At 60.0% G+C, this 15,981-nt stretch carries 14 protein-coding genes; 10 read left to right on the top strand and 4 right to left on the bottom strand.

Translation table 11 applies throughout. The annotated features are described in order from the left end of the window. Positions 1-34 precede the first annotated feature (34 nt). Positions 35-1,810 (bottom strand): cytochrome c biogenesis protein DipZ, encoded by a 1,776-nt coding sequence (locus O3S81_RS16270; RefSeq protein WP_269344772.1) that lies wholly within the window; start codon positions 1,808-1,810, stop codon positions 35-37. Positions 1,811-2,193: 383 nt separating this feature from the next. Here O3S81_RS16270 and O3S81_RS16275 point away from each other — a divergent pair, with 383 nt between their 5' ends. After that, positions 2,194-2,610, top strand: coding sequence for an organic hydroperoxide resistance protein (locus tag O3S81_RS16275; protein ID WP_269344773.1), 417 nt, complete (start codon positions 2,194-2,196; stop codon positions 2,608-2,610). 200 nt (positions 2,611-2,810) lie between these two features. Here O3S81_RS16275 and O3S81_RS16280 read toward each other — a convergent pair whose 3' ends face one another. Beyond that, on the bottom strand, positions 2,811-3,791 hold the full coding sequence (locus O3S81_RS16280) for an alpha/beta fold hydrolase (RefSeq protein WP_269344775.1): 981 nt from the start codon (positions 3,789-3,791) through the stop codon (positions 2,811-2,813). Positions 3,792-3,851: 60 nt separating this feature from the next. Beyond that, positions 3,852-4,370: a Dps family protein gene (locus tag O3S81_RS16285; protein WP_269344777.1), complete on the bottom strand. Its 519-nt coding sequence runs from the start codon at positions 4,368-4,370 to the stop codon at positions 3,852-3,854. A 426-nt stretch (positions 4,371-4,796) separates the two neighbouring features. Between O3S81_RS16285 and O3S81_RS16290 the strand changes: the two genes are divergently transcribed. From O3S81_RS16290 to O3S81_RS16305, 4 genes are all read left to right on the top strand, one after another. Next, complete coding sequence (locus O3S81_RS16290; protein ID WP_269344778.1) at positions 4,797-7,091, top strand: FdhF/YdeP family oxidoreductase; 2,295 nt, start codon at positions 4,797-4,799, stop codon at positions 7,089-7,091. 199 nt (positions 7,092-7,290) lie between these two features. Further along, positions 7,291-8,871 (top strand): sensor histidine kinase, encoded by a 1,581-nt coding sequence (locus O3S81_RS16295; RefSeq protein ID WP_269344779.1) that lies wholly within the window; start codon positions 7,291-7,293, stop codon positions 8,869-8,871. Further along, on the top strand, positions 8,864-9,523 hold the full coding sequence (locus O3S81_RS16300) for a response regulator transcription factor (protein WP_269344780.1): 660 nt from the start codon (positions 8,864-8,866) through the stop codon (positions 9,521-9,523). The genes O3S81_RS16295 and O3S81_RS16300 overlap by 8 nt, the downstream gene beginning before the upstream one ends. A 65-nt stretch (positions 9,524-9,588) precedes the next feature. Next, entirely contained in the window at positions 9,589-9,963 is a 375-nt protein-coding gene (locus O3S81_RS16305; RefSeq protein ID WP_269344781.1) for a response regulator transcription factor, read from the top strand. A gap of 119 nt (positions 9,964-10,082) precedes the next feature. On the opposite strand, the gene O3S81_RS16310 is transcribed toward O3S81_RS16305, so the two are convergent. Then, the gene (locus O3S81_RS16310) at positions 10,083-12,101 is read right to left on the bottom strand and encodes a mechanosensitive ion channel family protein (protein ID WP_269344783.1); all 2,019 of its coding nucleotides are present in this window, start codon (positions 12,099-12,101) and stop codon (positions 10,083-10,085) included. Positions 12,102-12,454: 353 nt separating this feature from the next. Between O3S81_RS16310 and O3S81_RS16315 the strand changes: the two genes are divergently transcribed. The 5 genes from O3S81_RS16315 (at position 12,455) to O3S81_RS16335 (ending at position 15,960) form a co-directional block, all read left to right on the top strand. Then, positions 12,455-12,985, top strand: coding sequence for an RrF2 family transcriptional regulator (locus O3S81_RS16315; protein WP_331284195.1), 531 nt, complete (start codon positions 12,455-12,457; stop codon positions 12,983-12,985). Positions 12,986-13,197: 212 nt separating this feature from the next. Then, a complete protein-coding gene (locus O3S81_RS16320; protein ID WP_269344787.1) occupies positions 13,198-13,848 on the top strand; it encodes a response regulator transcription factor in 651 nt (216 codons plus the stop codon). A 297-nt stretch (positions 13,849-14,145) separates the two neighbouring features. After that, the gene (locus O3S81_RS16325) at positions 14,146-14,904 is read left to right on the top strand and encodes an SDR family oxidoreductase (RefSeq protein WP_269344789.1); all 759 of its coding nucleotides are present in this window, start codon (positions 14,146-14,148) and stop codon (positions 14,902-14,904) included. 77 nt (positions 14,905-14,981) lie between these two features. Next, on the top strand, positions 14,982-15,395 hold the full coding sequence (locus O3S81_RS16330) for a cupin domain-containing protein (protein WP_269344791.1): 414 nt from the start codon (positions 14,982-14,984) through the stop codon (positions 15,393-15,395). Between the two features lie 133 nt (positions 15,396-15,528). Continuing rightward, a complete protein-coding gene (locus O3S81_RS16335; protein ID WP_269344793.1) occupies positions 15,529-15,960 on the top strand; it encodes a CBS domain-containing protein in 432 nt (143 codons plus the stop codon). The last annotated feature ends 21 nt before the right edge of the window (positions 15,961-15,981 follow it).

Below are 15,981 nucleotides of genomic sequence, written 5' to 3' on the forward strand. Positions count from 1 at the left end.
CTGTGGTTTGATATCAGGTTGGGGAAGGGGTGGTTCAGCCGAAGGTGAAGGCGTAGGCCTCCACACCCGGATCGAGGAAACGGATTTCGAAGTTCCGTGCTTCCACGTCTGCGGACTGGCGGACGAGCTGGTAGAGTCTGGTGGATGTCACGGAGCCGTTGCCATCGGCATCGGTGTCGGCACCGTGGTTGGCCCCGGGGGCCTTGCCGTCGATCGTTACCTGGAAGCGGACAGGCTTGCCGGAGGGGCCCGGTCCGAGAACCAGATGCAGGTCGCGGGCGCTGAACCGGTAGGCGATACCACCGCCCGGCTGGTCGAGCGTTGCCTGCTCCGCACCCACGGTCCAGGTTCCGGAAAGGCCCCATTGGTTGAGGCCCGGTTCGGCGACCGAATAGCTGGTGGCGGCATCGGCATGCAGGGTTTCCCGCGAGGCGAAACTGGTGGCACGCTTGTAGCCGAGATAGGTTTCGCCCGAGCGGATATTCTCCAGATCAGGGCTTGCCTCCGCGCCCTTCGCATCGGGCGTCACCGGCGCGCTTGCCGCCATCTCGCTGCCGGCCTCGCGCAGCAGGTCCTGGATTGCCTGTTCGGTCTGGGGATAATTGCCTTCGCCGAAGTGGTGGTAACGGATCTGGCCCTTGGCATCGATCAGATAATGGGCCGGCCAATAGCTGTTCTCGAAGGCGCGCCAGATCTTGTAGTCGTTGTCGATCGCCACCGGATAGCCGATCTTGAAATCGCCGATTGCCTTTTTAACGTTGTCGATCTTCTTTTCGAAGGCGAATTCCGGAGCATGCACGCCGATGACGACAAGCCCCTGATCGCGGTATTTGTCTGCCCAGGCACGCACATAAGGAATGGTGCGGATGCAGTTGATGCAGGAATAGGTCCAGAAATCGATGAGCACGACCTTGCCCCGCAACTGTTCGTTCGTCAGCGGCGGCGAGTTGAGCCATTCGACTGCGCCGTCGAGCGAAGGTGCGCGGCCTTCGACGGGCAAGTCGCTGCGGAACGGCCGCGAGGTATCGGCGGCCGTGACCACCGCGCCATTGCTGGCGACCTCCGACGGTGCGCCGGACGCCTGCCTTGCATGCAGCCGGTCAAGCACGGCCTGTTCGAAGGAGGCGGTGCTGGCATAGGAAAGGCGTGCCAGAAGTCCGGTATCGAGGCCGAGCGCGATGACCGAAACGCCGGCCAGAACGGCAGCTCCCAGGACCTGGCGGATTCGCTCGCTGACACCGAGGGAACGCTTCATGCCCGCAAAGATCCTGCCGCCGACAAGCAATGCGACGGCAAGCGAGGTGGCGGCGCCGGCGGCATAGGCCGTGAGCAGGAAGGTTGTCTCGAGGTTTGCGCCCTGCAGGGCTGCGCCCGTCAGCACGAGGCCGAGGATGGGGCCTGCGCATGGCGCCCAGAGCAGGCCGGTGGCAATGCCGAGGACCAGCGAACTTGCGGCGGTCGGCGTGGAACCGGCGCGGCCCGAGGCATTCAGCAGCCGGTTGCCGAAATCGACGACCGGCTGGGTGACGATGCTCGCGATGCGCGGCGAAAGAAGGCTGACACCGAAGACGGCGAGGAGCAGCAGAGCCGCGAGGCGACCATATTCATTGGCATGGATTGCCCAGCTTCCGCCGACCGCCGCAAGCGTCGCGACGAGTGCGAATGTGGCGGCCATACCGGCCAGCATGGGCAGGGTGCTGCGCATGAAGGGCTGCCCGGCGCGGGCGAAAACGAAGGGAAGGATAGGGAGGATGCAGGGGCTGAATATGGTCAGCGCACCTCCAAGATAGGCAATGATAAGAAGCGTCATCATCGTTTCCTTTGAAACCGGGGTTCGGGCTCTGGGCGGCGATGCGGCTCGACCAGCAATGGAGCCAATCTGGTCGAGGTGACGTATCCCGGATGTGTCCGGATCCGGGTCGAAATGTATCGGTGTGTAGGAATTGTGTTTGAGCCCTACAGAGTGAAACATGGGGGGCTGTCAGGCTCTACGGTCGCTTGCGGCGGAAGTGACATTCCGCGGGGGGGAATCCGGGCCGGCTCTCCGGATCTTGTATGGGAAGATATCGTTCCGGCCCGTTGTTACCCTTTGATACATTTCGGGCATTCCGTGAAACATGCCGGATACGCCGATCCTCCAAACCGTTCCCCGTCAAAAAACATCGCTATCAGCGACAAACGAAGGAATGTTCCATGACGAAGATCGAAAAGGTTCTCTATACCGGCAAGACGCACACCACCGGCGGCCGCGACGGTTTTGCGCGCAGCGACGATGCCGAGCTCGACATCAAGCTGTCTCCTCCCGGCACCGCCCGGCCGGGCACCAATCCCGAACAGCTTTTCGCAGCCGGCTGGTCGGCCTGCTTCATCGGCGCGATGGGGCTTGCCGCAGGCAAGCGCAAGCTCAGGCTTCCCGCCGATACCGCCGTTGATGCGGAAGTCGATCTCGGCACCACGGACGGTGCCTATTTCCTGCAGGCCCGCCTGAATGTCAGCCTGCCCGGCCTCGATGCGGAACTCGCCCGGGCGCTCGTCGAGGAAGCCCACCAGACCTGCCCCTACTCGAAGGCGACCCGTGGCAACATTGATGTCGAGCTGAACGTCGCGTGACCTTCATGAAAAGCAGCATCATTGTCGCCATTTTCGCGGCTCCCTGCGCCTATGACGCATTCTCGCCGGAGCCGTCGCCGCTCGCAGGTCTCGTCGCGGTGTCGGCGATCGCAGGGTGATTTACAGCAATAATCCCGCCCAACCCCGTTTGCGGAACACTGTCGCAAAGGGTTGGGCGGGTGATGGCCGATTTTTGATCGTCAGGCTTTCACGAAGGCCAGCAGATCGGGATTGAGGACATCGGCGTGGGTGGTCAGCATACCGTGCGGATAGCCCTTATAGACCTTCAGCGTGCCGTTCTTCAGAAGCTTGACCGACAGTTCCGCGGAAGCTGCGATCGGCACAACCTGATCGTCGTCGCCATGCAGAACGAGCGTCGGCACCGTGATTGCCTTGAGATCTTCCGTCTGGTCGGTCTCGGAGAAAGCCTTGACGCCATCGTAGTGGGCCTTGGCGCTACCCATCATGCCCTGACGCCACCAGTTCTGGACCACACCGGGATAGACCTTGGCATCCGGGCGGTTGAAGCCGTAGAAGGGGCCGGCCGGGACGTCGAGGAAGAACTGGGCGCGATTATCGGCCACACCCTTGCGGAAGCTGTCAAAAACCTCGATCGGCAGGCCACCCGGGTTTGCCGGCGTCTTCAGCATCAGCGGCGGAACGGCTGACACGAGCACGGCCTTTGCGACACGGCCCTGCGGCTGGCCGAATTTGGCGACATAACGGGCAACTTCGCCACCACCGGTCGAATGGCCGATATGAACGGCGTTCCTGAGGTTCAGATGTTCGGCCACGGCGGATGCATCGGCGGCATAATGATCCATGTCGTGGCCGTCGCTCACCTGCTGGGAGCGGCCATGACCACGGCGATCATGGGCGACGACGCGGTAGCCATTCTGGACGAAGAACAGCATCTGGGCATCCCAATCGTCTGAAGACAGCGGCCAGCCGTGGTGGAAAACGATCGGTTGGGCGTCTTTCGGACCCCAGTCCTTGTAGAAAATATCCACACCGTCTTTGGTTTTGACGAATGATTCGGTCATGGGAAATACTCCTTCGTTCGGTGTTTTGGTGGTTTTTGAAAAAGCCAGCGATGGCATGGCCATGGCGGTGGAAAGGGTGGCGCCGACCAGCAGGACGTGCCGTCGGGAGATTGCCAGTTCGATCGGATTGTCGGTCATCTCATTTTTCCTGCCTGCATGCGGAGAGAGGCGTGCACCGGAGGGTGCAGCTTGATGTCTTCAGAGCGTGCGGCGTGTCGTTTCGAACAGGAACCACGTGCGACGCTCGGTTTCGTCGATCCAGTTTTCGATCAGGCTGGTTGTGGCATGATCGTTATGGTCCGATGTCAGTGTATGTGTTTGCCGCAGGATTGCCGTCAGCTGCTTGTTGTCCTCGCGAAGCTCGGCGAGCATGTCGTCCGGCGTGACGAAATCCGCATCATTATCAAGCAGGCGCTGGAGACGGCCGATTTGGCCGATGGAGCGGATGGTCGTGCCGCCGATCTTGCGTGCACGTTCGGCAATATCGTCCGTCATCGCGAAGATCTGTGCGCCCTGCTCGTCGAGCAAGGTGTGGTAATCGCGAAAATGCGGCCCGGAAACATGCCAGTGGAAATTCTTGGTCTTGATGTAGAGCGTGAAAACATCCGCCAGAAGCGCGGTCAGCGCAGCGGAGATGTCGCGGGTAGCATCGGCGCCGAGATCGGTCGGCGTTGCGAGTGGAAGCTTGCGGTTTCTGGTGGCTGTAACTGTGTTCATGATCTTTCTCCTTGTGCAGTCGACCGCCCTTCACCGAGCGCCCGTCCTGCTGCTGTCTGATCGGCTTCAAGGATATGAAGAAGAACGACCCTGGAGAAATCGGCTGCTGGTACAGTCGATCCGATACTTAAGTGTAGTTTCTCCAAACGCGGGCACGGAGTAGCTTTTGCCCATCGCCCCGCCCTGCCCGAAGGGAGGCGATTGGCTCCTGGTAGCCAGCATCTCCGGTGTCCCCCTCCCTCCGGAGCGCGGATCTTCCCCTCGATCCGCCAAGGCCGTCTTCCCCGCCGGAGACGGCCTTTTTTATTTCCTGTCCCCGTCGAAGGCTGGCAACCTATGCATGGGTATTATGTTTACCACGCGTGCTTGCGGTTATTTATCTGTCTTGGAAACCCCGCTCAAAACCGGCTTCAAGGAGTTGCAGACATGGAAGATCAACGCCCGGACGGTATCGAACAATATGATCAGCCTGCCGGTGGCTGGGGGGCGCTCAAGGCGGTTGCGAAAACCCTCGCACACCAGCAAATCGTCGCGCAGGGTACGATGACGCTGCTCAAGGCGAACCAGCCGGAAGGTTTCGATTGTCCCGGATGCGCCTGGCCCGATCCGAAACACACGTCCTCCTTCGAATTCTGTGAAAACGGGGCGAAGGCCATCACATGGGAATCCACGGCCAAACGGTCCGGGCCGGAGCTTTTTGCGCAGCACACCGTTTCTGAACTGTGGGAGTGGACGGACCACAAGCTGGAGGATGCCGGCCGGCTGACCGTGCCGCTGTGTTACAATGCGCAAAATGACCGGTACGAGCCAATCGCATGGGAAGATGCATTCGGCTTGATCGCGAAAGAACTGAACAGGCTCGACCACCCAGATCAGGCCGAATTCTACACATCCGGCCGCACTTCCAACGAGGCCGCCTTCCTCTACCAGCTCTTCGTGCGCGCCTATGGCACGAATAATTTTCCCGATTGTTCCAACATGTGTCATGAGGCCACCAGCGTCGGACTTCCAAAATCCATCGGTGTTGGCAAGGGCACCGTGACGCTCGAGGATTTCGATTACGCCGATGCGATCTTCAGCTTTGGCCACAATCCCGGCACCAATCACCCGCGCATGATGACGACGTTGCACAATGCCGCCCGCCGCGGCGTGCCGGTCGTGGTCTTTAATCCGCTGAAGGAAAGAGCGCTGGAGCGGTTCGCCGCTCCGCAGGATCCGGTGGAAATGGTTACGCTGTCATCGACGCCGATTGCATCCGCCTACCACCAGCTTCGCATCGGTGGCGATCTGGCGGCGCTCAAGGGCATCATGAAGGCAGTGTTCGAAATGGATGCCGAAAGCCTTGCGGCGGGTGGTGAAGGTGTGCTCGACCGTGCCTTCATTGCAGAACATACGGCAGGCTTCGAAGCGCTCCTGAGCGATATCGGCGACACGCCCTGGGAAACCATCTGTTCCATCAGCGGACTGACGAAGGAGGCGCTAAGAAGCGTCGCCGAAATTTACGTGAAAGCTTCGAACGTCATCATCTGTTACGGCATGGGCATCACCCAGCACGCCAAAGGCACGGGCAACGTGCAGCAGATCGCCAATCTCCTGATGCTTCGCGGCAATATGGGCCGGCAGGGCGCCGGAATAGCGCCCATCCGCGGCCACTCCAACGTGCAGGGAGACCGGACGGTCGGCATCACGGAAATCCCTAGCAAGGCATTGCTCGACGGAATGGAGCGTGCTTTCGGCTTCCGGCCTTCTGCAGAAAAGGGGCACAATGCCATCGAATCGATCGAGGCGATCGCTGCGGGGAAATCCAGGGCATTGATATGCCTCGGCGGTAACCTCGCTGTCGCCATGTCCGATCCGGGCGTGACATTCGAGGGAATGCGCAAGCTTGATCTTGCCGTCCACATCGCGACAAAGCTCAACCGCTCGCATCTCCTGATCGCCGGAACCTCCCTTATATTGCCGTGTCTCGGGCGCACGGACCTCGATACGCAGGCCTCGGGCCCCCAGGCCGTCACCGTCGAAGATTCCATGTCCATGGTTCACGCCTCGCGCGGTTTTCTCAATCCGCCGGGGGAACTGCTGAAATCGGAACCGGCCATTATCGCCGGCATCGCCAGGGCAACCCTGGGAAATCGCCACGGCATAGACTGGGACTGGCTGATCGCCGATTACGACCGCATCCGTGGCAAGATCGAAGAGGTGTTTCCCGACTTTCGGGATTTCAACAGACGGGTGCGTATACGCGGAGGTTTCCGCCTTGACGTCGCGGCCTCCTTCCGCCGCTGGAATACGGAGAACGGCAAGGCCAACTTCCTCATCGCCACCGGCCTTGATGAAGATCCGCTCATCGGTAATCCGGATGCGCTCGTTCTGACCACGATCCGCAGCCATGACCAGTATAATACGACGATATATGGCATGGATGACCGCTATCGCGGCGTGTTCGGCCGCCGGGACATCGTTTTCATGAACAGGGACGATCTCGCAACACGCGGGCTGAAGGATGGAGACCGCATCGACATCCACGGCCTCGGATCAGATGGAGCGGGGAAGCATCTCGTGCGCGGTTTCACCGCCGTCGCTTATGACATCCCCAAAGGATCGGCGGCGGGATATTATCCGGAGATGAACGCCGTCGTCGCCCTCGGTCATTACGACCACCTGTCCGGTACGCCATCCTACAAGGGCGTACCGATTACGATAAGTGCAGCCGGCGATTGATCGGCGATCCGGTTTCGTCTGCGATGAACAATCGCCACCCGGTCGCCATTCATTCAAAAATGGAGTGCATTTTTCAAAGTCGCAGCACAATATCCCCGATATTCCTTGCGGGCAGAAGCGCATGGGGACCAAGACCTATGTATAGGTTAGGTTGTGGTCAAAAAACCGTATTGTCGTGAAAAATCGCATCGGGGGAACAATGTCGATTGCGTCAACGATATTTCGCTCTCGCGAGCCTGGAGGCGGAGCACATCATCTCGCCTTCGGTCTGGCGGCCGTGGCGCTGGCCGCCATCGTGTTTTATATCGACACCTATACCGACATAGAAAGCGCAATTGCGGTGCTCTATGTGATCACGGTGCTGCTGGCCGCGCAGGCGATCACGCGCTTTGGCCTGATCGTGATCGCCTCTGCCTGTGCGATTCTTTCCCTTTTGTCCTATGCGATGACCCATGCGCAGGATGCCGATCTGCAATCGGCGCTTCGCCTCGTCGTCGCGCTTGCGGCCCTTATCGTCACGACGATGCTGCTTTTAAAAACAGAAACGGCCCGATTGGCGTTGTTGTCCATCAATGCGGCGCTGAAGGAGAGCGAGGAGCGTTACCGTTCGATTTTCGACCGCACGCGCGTGGCGCTCTGGGAACGCGATTATTCAAGGCTCCATGCCTTGCTGATGGGTCTCAAGCAGCAGGGCGTTGTCGATATGCGGGCCCATGCCCGCGCCAATCCGGGCTTTACGGAACAATGCATCGAACTCATCACCATCGTTGCCTCAAACGAAGCCGGCAAGGAGATGTTGGGTTATGATTCCTCCATTAGCGGCACGTTGAAACAGTCCGTCGTTTCTGCCCCCGACAAGTTCCTGGATACGCTGCAGGCGATTATCGACAATCGGCGCGTTTTTGAAGACAAAGTCGTTGTGCGCACCGAGGGCGGCGAAGAGAAGCTGGTGCTTCTTTCCATCAGCTTTCCCGCGGAAGCTTCCTCCTTCAATCGGGTGGTGGTGAGCATGGTCGATATCACCCAGCGGGAATTGGCCCTTCAGGCTCTCGCCGAGGCGCAGGCTGAACTGACCAGGGCGTCAAAGGCTGCGGCCGTGGGTGCCATGTCCGCCTCGCTGGCCCACGAACTGAACCAGCCGCTTGGCGCCATCGTCGTCAATGCGCAGACATTGCTGCGCTGGCTGGATCGCGATCCACCCGATCTCGGGGCCGCGCGCCGCTCGGCCGAACGCATGATCCGCGACAGCCAGCGCACCAGCGAGATCATCGAGAATACCAGAAGCCTGCTGGCCCATACCGGCGGCAAGGTTGAAACCTTCGAACTGGACGATTTCATCGATGAAACGCTGGTCCTCCTTGAACATGATCTGGCGCGCAGCGGAACGACGGTCAATGTCGAAAAGGAAAATACCCCACCCGTAAAGGCGGTGAGGATTGAATTGCAGCAGGTTCTTATCAACCTGCTCACCAATGCCATCCAGGCCATGGACGAGGCAGGCGTCAGCGACCGCACGATAATCGTGCGAAAGGAAAGCCAGGGCGCCGACAATATTCGCGTCACCGTACGGGATAACGGGCCGGGCATCGCTGCCGAGATCAAGGAAAAGCTGTTTTCGCCCTTCTTTACGACAAAGGCGACGGGAATGGGCATGGGCCTTTCCATTTGCCGCACCACACTGGAAACCCGCGGTGGTCGGCTGGAGGGTGACAACCACCCACTAGGCGGCGCGGTATTTGCCATTTCCATACCAATCAGCCCGGAGGTGGAACATGCCTGAGCCACGCAAGGCAGCCAAGGGGCCACCATCATCTCCGGTCGTGTTCATCGTCGATGACGACGTGTCGATGCGGGAAGCCCTTACCGATCTTTTTCGGTCGATGAAATTCGATGTCGAAGCTTTCGAGAGTGCGGCGGCTTTTCTGGAGAAAGCCAATCTCAATCGGCACGGCTGTCTGCTTCTGGATGTGCGGCTTCCCGGTATCAGCGGCCTCGATTTCCAGATGCAGATGGAACGTCTCGGCAACGGCATGCCGATCATATTCATGACCGGTTTCGGCGACATTCCCATGAGTGTGCGGGCGATGAAGGCGGGCGCCGTGGATTTCCTCACCAAGCCTTTCAAGGAGCAGGATATTCTGGACGCGGTGACGACGGCCCTGGAACGCGATGCCTCGCGGCGTCGCGAAAGCGAGCAGAGTGCCGCCGTCGCGTCTCTTGCCGGGCAGTTGACCCCGCGCGAGCGCGAGGTCATGGGCGCCGTCGTTCGCGGACTGATGAACAAGCAGATCGCTTACGAACTTGGAATCAGCGAAGTGACGGTGAAATTGCATCGAGGCAACGTCATGCGCAAAATGGAAGCGAGATCCGTTGCCGATCTTGTCAGGAAATCAGAGTTGCTTGGTTGGCGGCAGGGCCTACCTGTATCTTAGTATGGTACCATTTAAATGGGCATGGGCGCATAGAAGAGATCAAGAAAACTGAAAAGGTCGCTTCATTGCCCCCTGTACCCATTATTGCCGTCGTCGACGATGACCAAGCTATCCGCGAAGCCATGGATGATCTCATCATGTCCTTCGGTTACGAATGCCGACTGTTTTCCTCGGCTGAGGAATTCCTGAAATTCGAGGAGCAGGCGGCAATCGACTGCATCGTCGTGGATGTGAAGATGCCGGGGCTTTCCGGTATCGAATTGCAGAGCGAGCTGAACCGGCTCGGTAGTCATCCGCCGATGATCTTCGTGACCTCCTACGAGGATGAGCGCACCCGCAACGCCGCCTTGAATGGCGGTGCCTTCGCCTTTCTTCGCAAACCGGTCAATATCGGCGCTCTGATGGGCTGCCTGGAGTCTGCCCTCGGCCAACAGCCCTGACCGCATCGTATTTCACCCATCGTCGTTTCATGCTCGGATGCCTTGCCGTCTGGGCACACATTGCCGTTGTGCGGGTGAGATTTCGCGACCGCCAACCTTTCGCCAAATGAACCTCCGCATTAGGGAGACGTTGTGTCTTCCTGCTCATCCGTCCTGGCGAACTGTCGGGACTGATAGGCTGCGGCAGCCGTCTCGGGCGCCTTGCCGGCACCGACCTGTATACTTGGTTGAGCGAAGGCAATGCCGTTTTTCTGAAAGGCCTCGCGCAGCATCGCATAGGCCGAGCGGCGGATGAAACTTTGCTGGCTGGTCGGCACGGTGACCATGGCGAAGCTGATGGCGATCCCGTATTCGCCGAATTCCTCGACGCCCTTCATTTTCAATGGCTGGATGAAGAGGGGGCCAAGTTCCGGGTCGCCCAGCAATTCCTGGCCGATCGCCTTGCCGATCTTGCGGGCCTTCTCGATATCCGTGTCATAGGGCACGGTGACGGAAAATTTTATCTTCGACCAGTCCCGGCTCATGTTCTCGACCGCGCCGAGTTCGCCGAAGGGGACAGTGAAGAGCGGCCCACGGTGATGGCGAAGCTTGACCGAACGAAGGCTGAAACCCTCCACCGTGCCCTTGTAGTTCTTCGCCTGAATATATTCACCGACCCGGAAGGCATCGTCAAAGAGGTAGAAGATGCCGCTGATGACATCGCGCACCAGCGCCTGTGAGCCGAAACCGATTGCCACGCCAAAAATGCCCGCACCGGCTATCAACGGCCCGATATCGACGCCGAGTTGGCCGAGGATGACGAGACCTGCGATGATGGAAAGCGAAACCGCCAGCACATTGCGCAGGATCGGCAACAGGGTGTGAAGGCGGGTGGCATGGGTCTCCTCTGTGGGATTGTCCGTTTCCGCCCCGGCCGGGGCCGGCATGAGGTTGCGATCGATGGCCGCCTTGGTGAGATGCCACACCAGATCGGCGAGCAGCACTATGACGATGCTTTTCAGAAAACCGTAGAACAGGGCAACTGTCTGCGGATCGCCGTGGCCGATCATGTGACCGTCCATGTCCCAGACGGCGGCGATCCAGGCAATGGCAAGCCCGGTGATCGCCGCCCTCGCTCCACGAACAAGCAGGATGCTCCGGCTGTCTGATGCCGGCACGAGAAAATGGGCCGCGATGTAGCCACGCACGGCATGGCCGATGGCGCGCATCATTGGTGGAAGCAGGAGGATATAGACGCCGATCCAGAAAGCTGTCCTGAGATCGAGGCACCACAGCAGCCAGACACCGGCAAGATGAAGGCAAAGCAGGATCCTTGCCGCGATGCTTCGTTCAACCTTGTGCCAGACGAGTTCGACCGAAAGCCCAAGGATGATGCAGGAAACGAGAAAGGCAGACGCCTGAAGAGCGTCGGCATCAATTTCGAGGATCGTGCCCGTCGCCGTCGAGGCCGTCATTGCAAGCCCAAGGCCGACGATTGTCTTTAACCGCCCGTGAATTTCCGGATGGGCGGCATGCCCGATAGCCGTTGCCAGAAGGCGATGGGCGACGAATGCCAGCAGATAACAGGCGGCCACCAGCCGAAGCAGTGGCGGCCATTCGATCGCGAATAGCAAGGCCGCCATGAAAGCCGTGAAAACAACGGTCGGCAGATAGTGTTCGATGCCCTTGCCGTGATGTTGCCATTGCCAGTGGAAAAACCATTCCGCCGTCGTTCCGAGCGCAATGACCAAGAAAAGAATCATGGAGGCCATGGCGTGGCCGTTGCCCGTTGCGTCCGCCCGCAGGCGAAGGAAGGTGCGCTCGATTTCGCCGGGAATATGCGGCATTGCCGAGATCATGGTCTGGAAACGATCACGCGCGCGTTCCTCCCACGCCGCCATTTCCCGCGCCAGATCGCCCACCGAGGTTGCTTCATGGGTGCCGGTCTCGACAGGTGCTACGGCCCCGATTTTTTGTGCGGCCTGCGTTTCGATCCAGCGGCGGATTTCGGGATCCGCGAACAGCCGCATCAGATCATCGACCTTCTGCGGTGATGCCACGATGGGCGAGGCGGCTTTCTCCTCCGCATCCGGGAACGGCGCCTGCGCCAGGGCGGGAATTGTGCTGAGAAACACAAATAATGCCGCGAGCCATGTCATGAGTGCTTCCGCCATCTTCGGTGCAATAGGTCTTGCGGCGTAAGGTGCTTTCGCCATCCGCGCCGCAGGCTTCCATTCTTCACGATCCATCTCATGCACCCGTCTTCGATGGAGAAATAAGATGCCATGCCGGCGGCGTCGTCGCCCAGCCATACGAACGGGTCGCTCCTGCTGGCAACTCGGCGCATCCAGCTAACCTTTTGGCCTGGGCGTATAAATGATCCGGTTATATCGGCGTCCCCATGCGTCACGCTATGAGGTGACGGGCGCGTTTGCCCGTTACGCCACGATGCAGTTCAAATTGACGCTTGCCAGCCATAACTCAGACAATTATAGTCCGCGTTATGGCTCATATGACGGTAGGTGTGGAATACGGGTTGCATTGTCTCCTGTGGTTGGCGAGTTCACCCGGCGCTCCGCTCAGCAGTCGCGATCTGGCTGAGTTGCAGGGAATTTCCCCGAGCTTTCTGGCGAAGATATTTCCGAAGCTGGAGAAGGCGGGGATCGTGTCCGCATCCGAGGGGATCAAAGGCGGATATCTGCTGGCAAAGCAGCCAGGAGAGATCACCGTTCTGGAGGTTGTTGACGCCATTGAAGGCAGAAAGCCTCTGTTTGACTGCCAGGAAATTCGTGGCCGCTGCGCCGTATTTCGGCAGCGTCCGCCATCATGGGCGACCAAGGGCGTGTGCGCGGTCCACGCGGTGATGTTGCGTGCGGAGAAGGCGATGCGGGATTCGCTGGCGAGCCAGACTCTGGCCGATATAGCCGGCGATTTCGGTCGCAAGGCCCCGCCGGAATTCTCCGAGGATATCCGCCAATGGCTTGCCCTCAAGGCCAGTCGGCGGACCCGCCGGACCGGTGCGGCAGATGGGTCGTTGCCCTGACCTGAGAATGGAGCAGAAGACTGGATTGCCGGTCGGCGCCGAAGATACGGCCGCCGCGGCCGGTGGGCATGTGGTGAAGCGGGATGAAGGATACAGTCACTTTGGCCGATAACGACGCTTTTCACGTGTTGATGCGCATTCGACCTTGGCGCGATGCGGCTGGTGAGCCGTGCATCGTTGTGCCCGCAATCCGCCATTTCGGGAGATGATGAATGGCAACCTTGACTGCCGCTGCGGATGAACCGCTGGTTCTCGTCGTCGATGATGACGAGGACGTTCGCAACTCCCTTCAGGAACTCATGGAATCGGTTGGCCTCGGTGTCGCCTGTTTTTCCTCGCCCAGGGAGCTGTTGAACGCCGGCCTTCCCGACCGGCCGGGCTGTCTGGTGCTGGATGTGCGCATGCCGGGCGCAAGCGGCCTTGACCTGCAGCAGCAGCTTTCGACGCGTGGCGTCACGAAACCCATCGTCTTTCTCACGGGGTATGGTGATATCCCGATGACCGTGCAGGCCATGAAGGCCGGCGCTGTCGATTTCCTGACAAAACCGGTGCGGGACCAGACCCTGCTGGACGCCGTGATCGCCGGGATACAGCGCGACGTGGAACAGCGGGCGCAGGCGGAAAATATCCACCAGCATGTCACCCGGTTTGAGACCCTCACACCCCGTGAACGCCAGGTCCTCGGTGAAGTGGTACGGGGTCGCCTCAACAAGCAGATAGCTTTCGAACTCGGGATAAGCGAGATTACGGTGAAGCTCCACCGCAGCAATGTGATGCGCAAGATGCGGACGACCTCCGTTGGCGAACTGATCCGCGCCTGGGATTCGTTGCCCTCCAGCTTGCGTGAAAAGCCGCAGGCCTGAGCCTGAACAACGCCGCCTTGTTTACGGTCGTCATGCCCGTGGCCCTTGCCCGGGCGTGAGGCAGCGCCTTGTCGCGGGCTGTCTGCATCGGGGTCAATCGAGGCATCTAATCGCCCGATCTATCCTACCTGTACTCTGGGACTAGGTGGCCGATGCCTCCGTTCGATAGGCGAACGGCCTGCCGTGACGCATTCTCGCCAACGGAAACAGCTTCGCCTGCCGAAGAGGCGCCTCGGCAAAGGCACGCCGGCAGCGGTTCCGGAAACCCAGATCAAACTTGAAACCAGGAGATTGAACATGAAAATCGTCGTTATCGGAGGGACCGGCCTCATCGGTTCGAAGACTGTCGAACGGCTTCGCAAGAAGGGGCATGAGGTGCTTGCCGCTTCTCCGAATTCGGGTGTGAACACCGTGACGGGAGAAGGCCTTGCCGGCGCATTGGCCGGCGCGGATGTTGTCGTCGATCTGGCGAATTCGCCGTCCTTCGAAGAAAAGGCCGCCATGGATTTCTTTGAAGCGGCCGGCCGCAATCTTTTTGCAGCAGAAAAGGCCGCCGGCGTTCGTCACCATGTCGCGCTGTCGGTTGTCGGCACCGACCGCATGCAGGAGATGGGATATTTCCGCGCCAAGCTGCGCCAGGAAGAGCATATTCGCGAGTCGGGCGTGCCTTACACCATCGTGCATGCGACGCAGTTCTTCGAATTCGTGGGCGCCATCGCCCAATCGGCCACCGAAGGCACGACTGTTCGTGTGCCGTCCGGCGCATTCCAGCCGATCGCGGCAGACAATGTCGCCGACGCCATGGCTGACGCGGCACTCGGGGCGCCGGTGAACGGTGTGATCGAGATCGCCGGTCCAGAGCGCGCACCGATGAACGAATTCATCGCGCGTTACCTCAAGGCCACCAACGATCCGCGCAGCATCGTCGCTGACCCGCGCGCCCGCTATTTCGAGGTTTCCATCGACGACCGGACCTTGGTTCCTGATGACGGCGCCCGCCTCGGCGCTATCCGCTTCGAAGACTGGCTGGCGCTCTCCGCCGCCCAGAAAAAATAAGCGGCTCCCGCCCGCAAAACCCTATCGGCTCCGCCGGTCTTTCGGGACCGCGGGCCTCCATTTCCAGGAGACGAAAAATGATCAGAACACTTCTCTGCGCAACCGCTCTCGTCTTTGCTTCCGTGGCTGCGGCCACGGCGCATGACACCAACCGCGGCGAAAACGTAAAGGTGGTCTATGACCAGCCGTTGCCGAATGTGCCGGGCAAGAGCTTGAAGGGCGTGCTCGTCGAATATGCCCCCGGCGGCACGTCGCCGGCCCATACGCATCCCAATTCCGCATTCATCTACGCGACCGTTCTTGAGGGCGCGATCACCAGCCAGGTCAATAATGGGCCGGTGACCATCTATCGTGCCGGCGAGAATTTTTCCGAATATCCGGGCGATCACCACGCCGTCAGCGAAAATGCAAGCAAGACGGAGCCCGCACGCCTGCTTGCCGTGTTCGTGGTCGATACGAACGAAACCAATCTGACCGTCTACGAAAAATAAGCCGACTGCGAAGAGTGCGATCCTCGCCGCACTTTCACAGCGGGATGGCGCCGGCAAGCGGCGCCATCCCGGTTCCAATCACAGTCAAATCGATAGTCCCGGCTGCGCCAGTGAGCGCCGTCAGGAGGAATTCATGCGTATCGAAAAACTCTATCCCATGACGTCGGCGCGCCTGATGGTGATCGACATTGCCGCCACGCTGCGGGTGGCAGCCCAGACGCTTTCCAACCCGGGAATCGGTCTCGCCGTCGTCCGCGAACAGGGCGGCAAGGCGGCGGGTGTGCTCAGCAAGTCCGACCTCATCCGGCATCTGATGGATGGGGAGCAGGGGGCGAGCGTCGAAGCGCTGATGAGCCGGAACATCATTTCCTGCAGCCCGGCCGACGAATTGCAGACGGCATGGCAGGTGATGGTGGACAATCGCGTCCAGAACATGCCGGTCCTTGATGCGGATGCAAGGCCACTCGGTGTCCTCGATATGCGCGATGCCCTGAAAGTGCTCTTCGAGCAGGAACAGCTGCAGGAACACATGCTGGCGAATTACATCGCCGGCATCGGTTACTGACCACCGGAGACCGGGAGGACC

This window comes from Agrobacterium sp. SOY23, from assembly GCF_027212525.1.
GTDB classification, from domain to species: Bacteria; Pseudomonadota; Alphaproteobacteria; order Rhizobiales; family Rhizobiaceae; genus Agrobacterium; species Agrobacterium tumefaciens_I.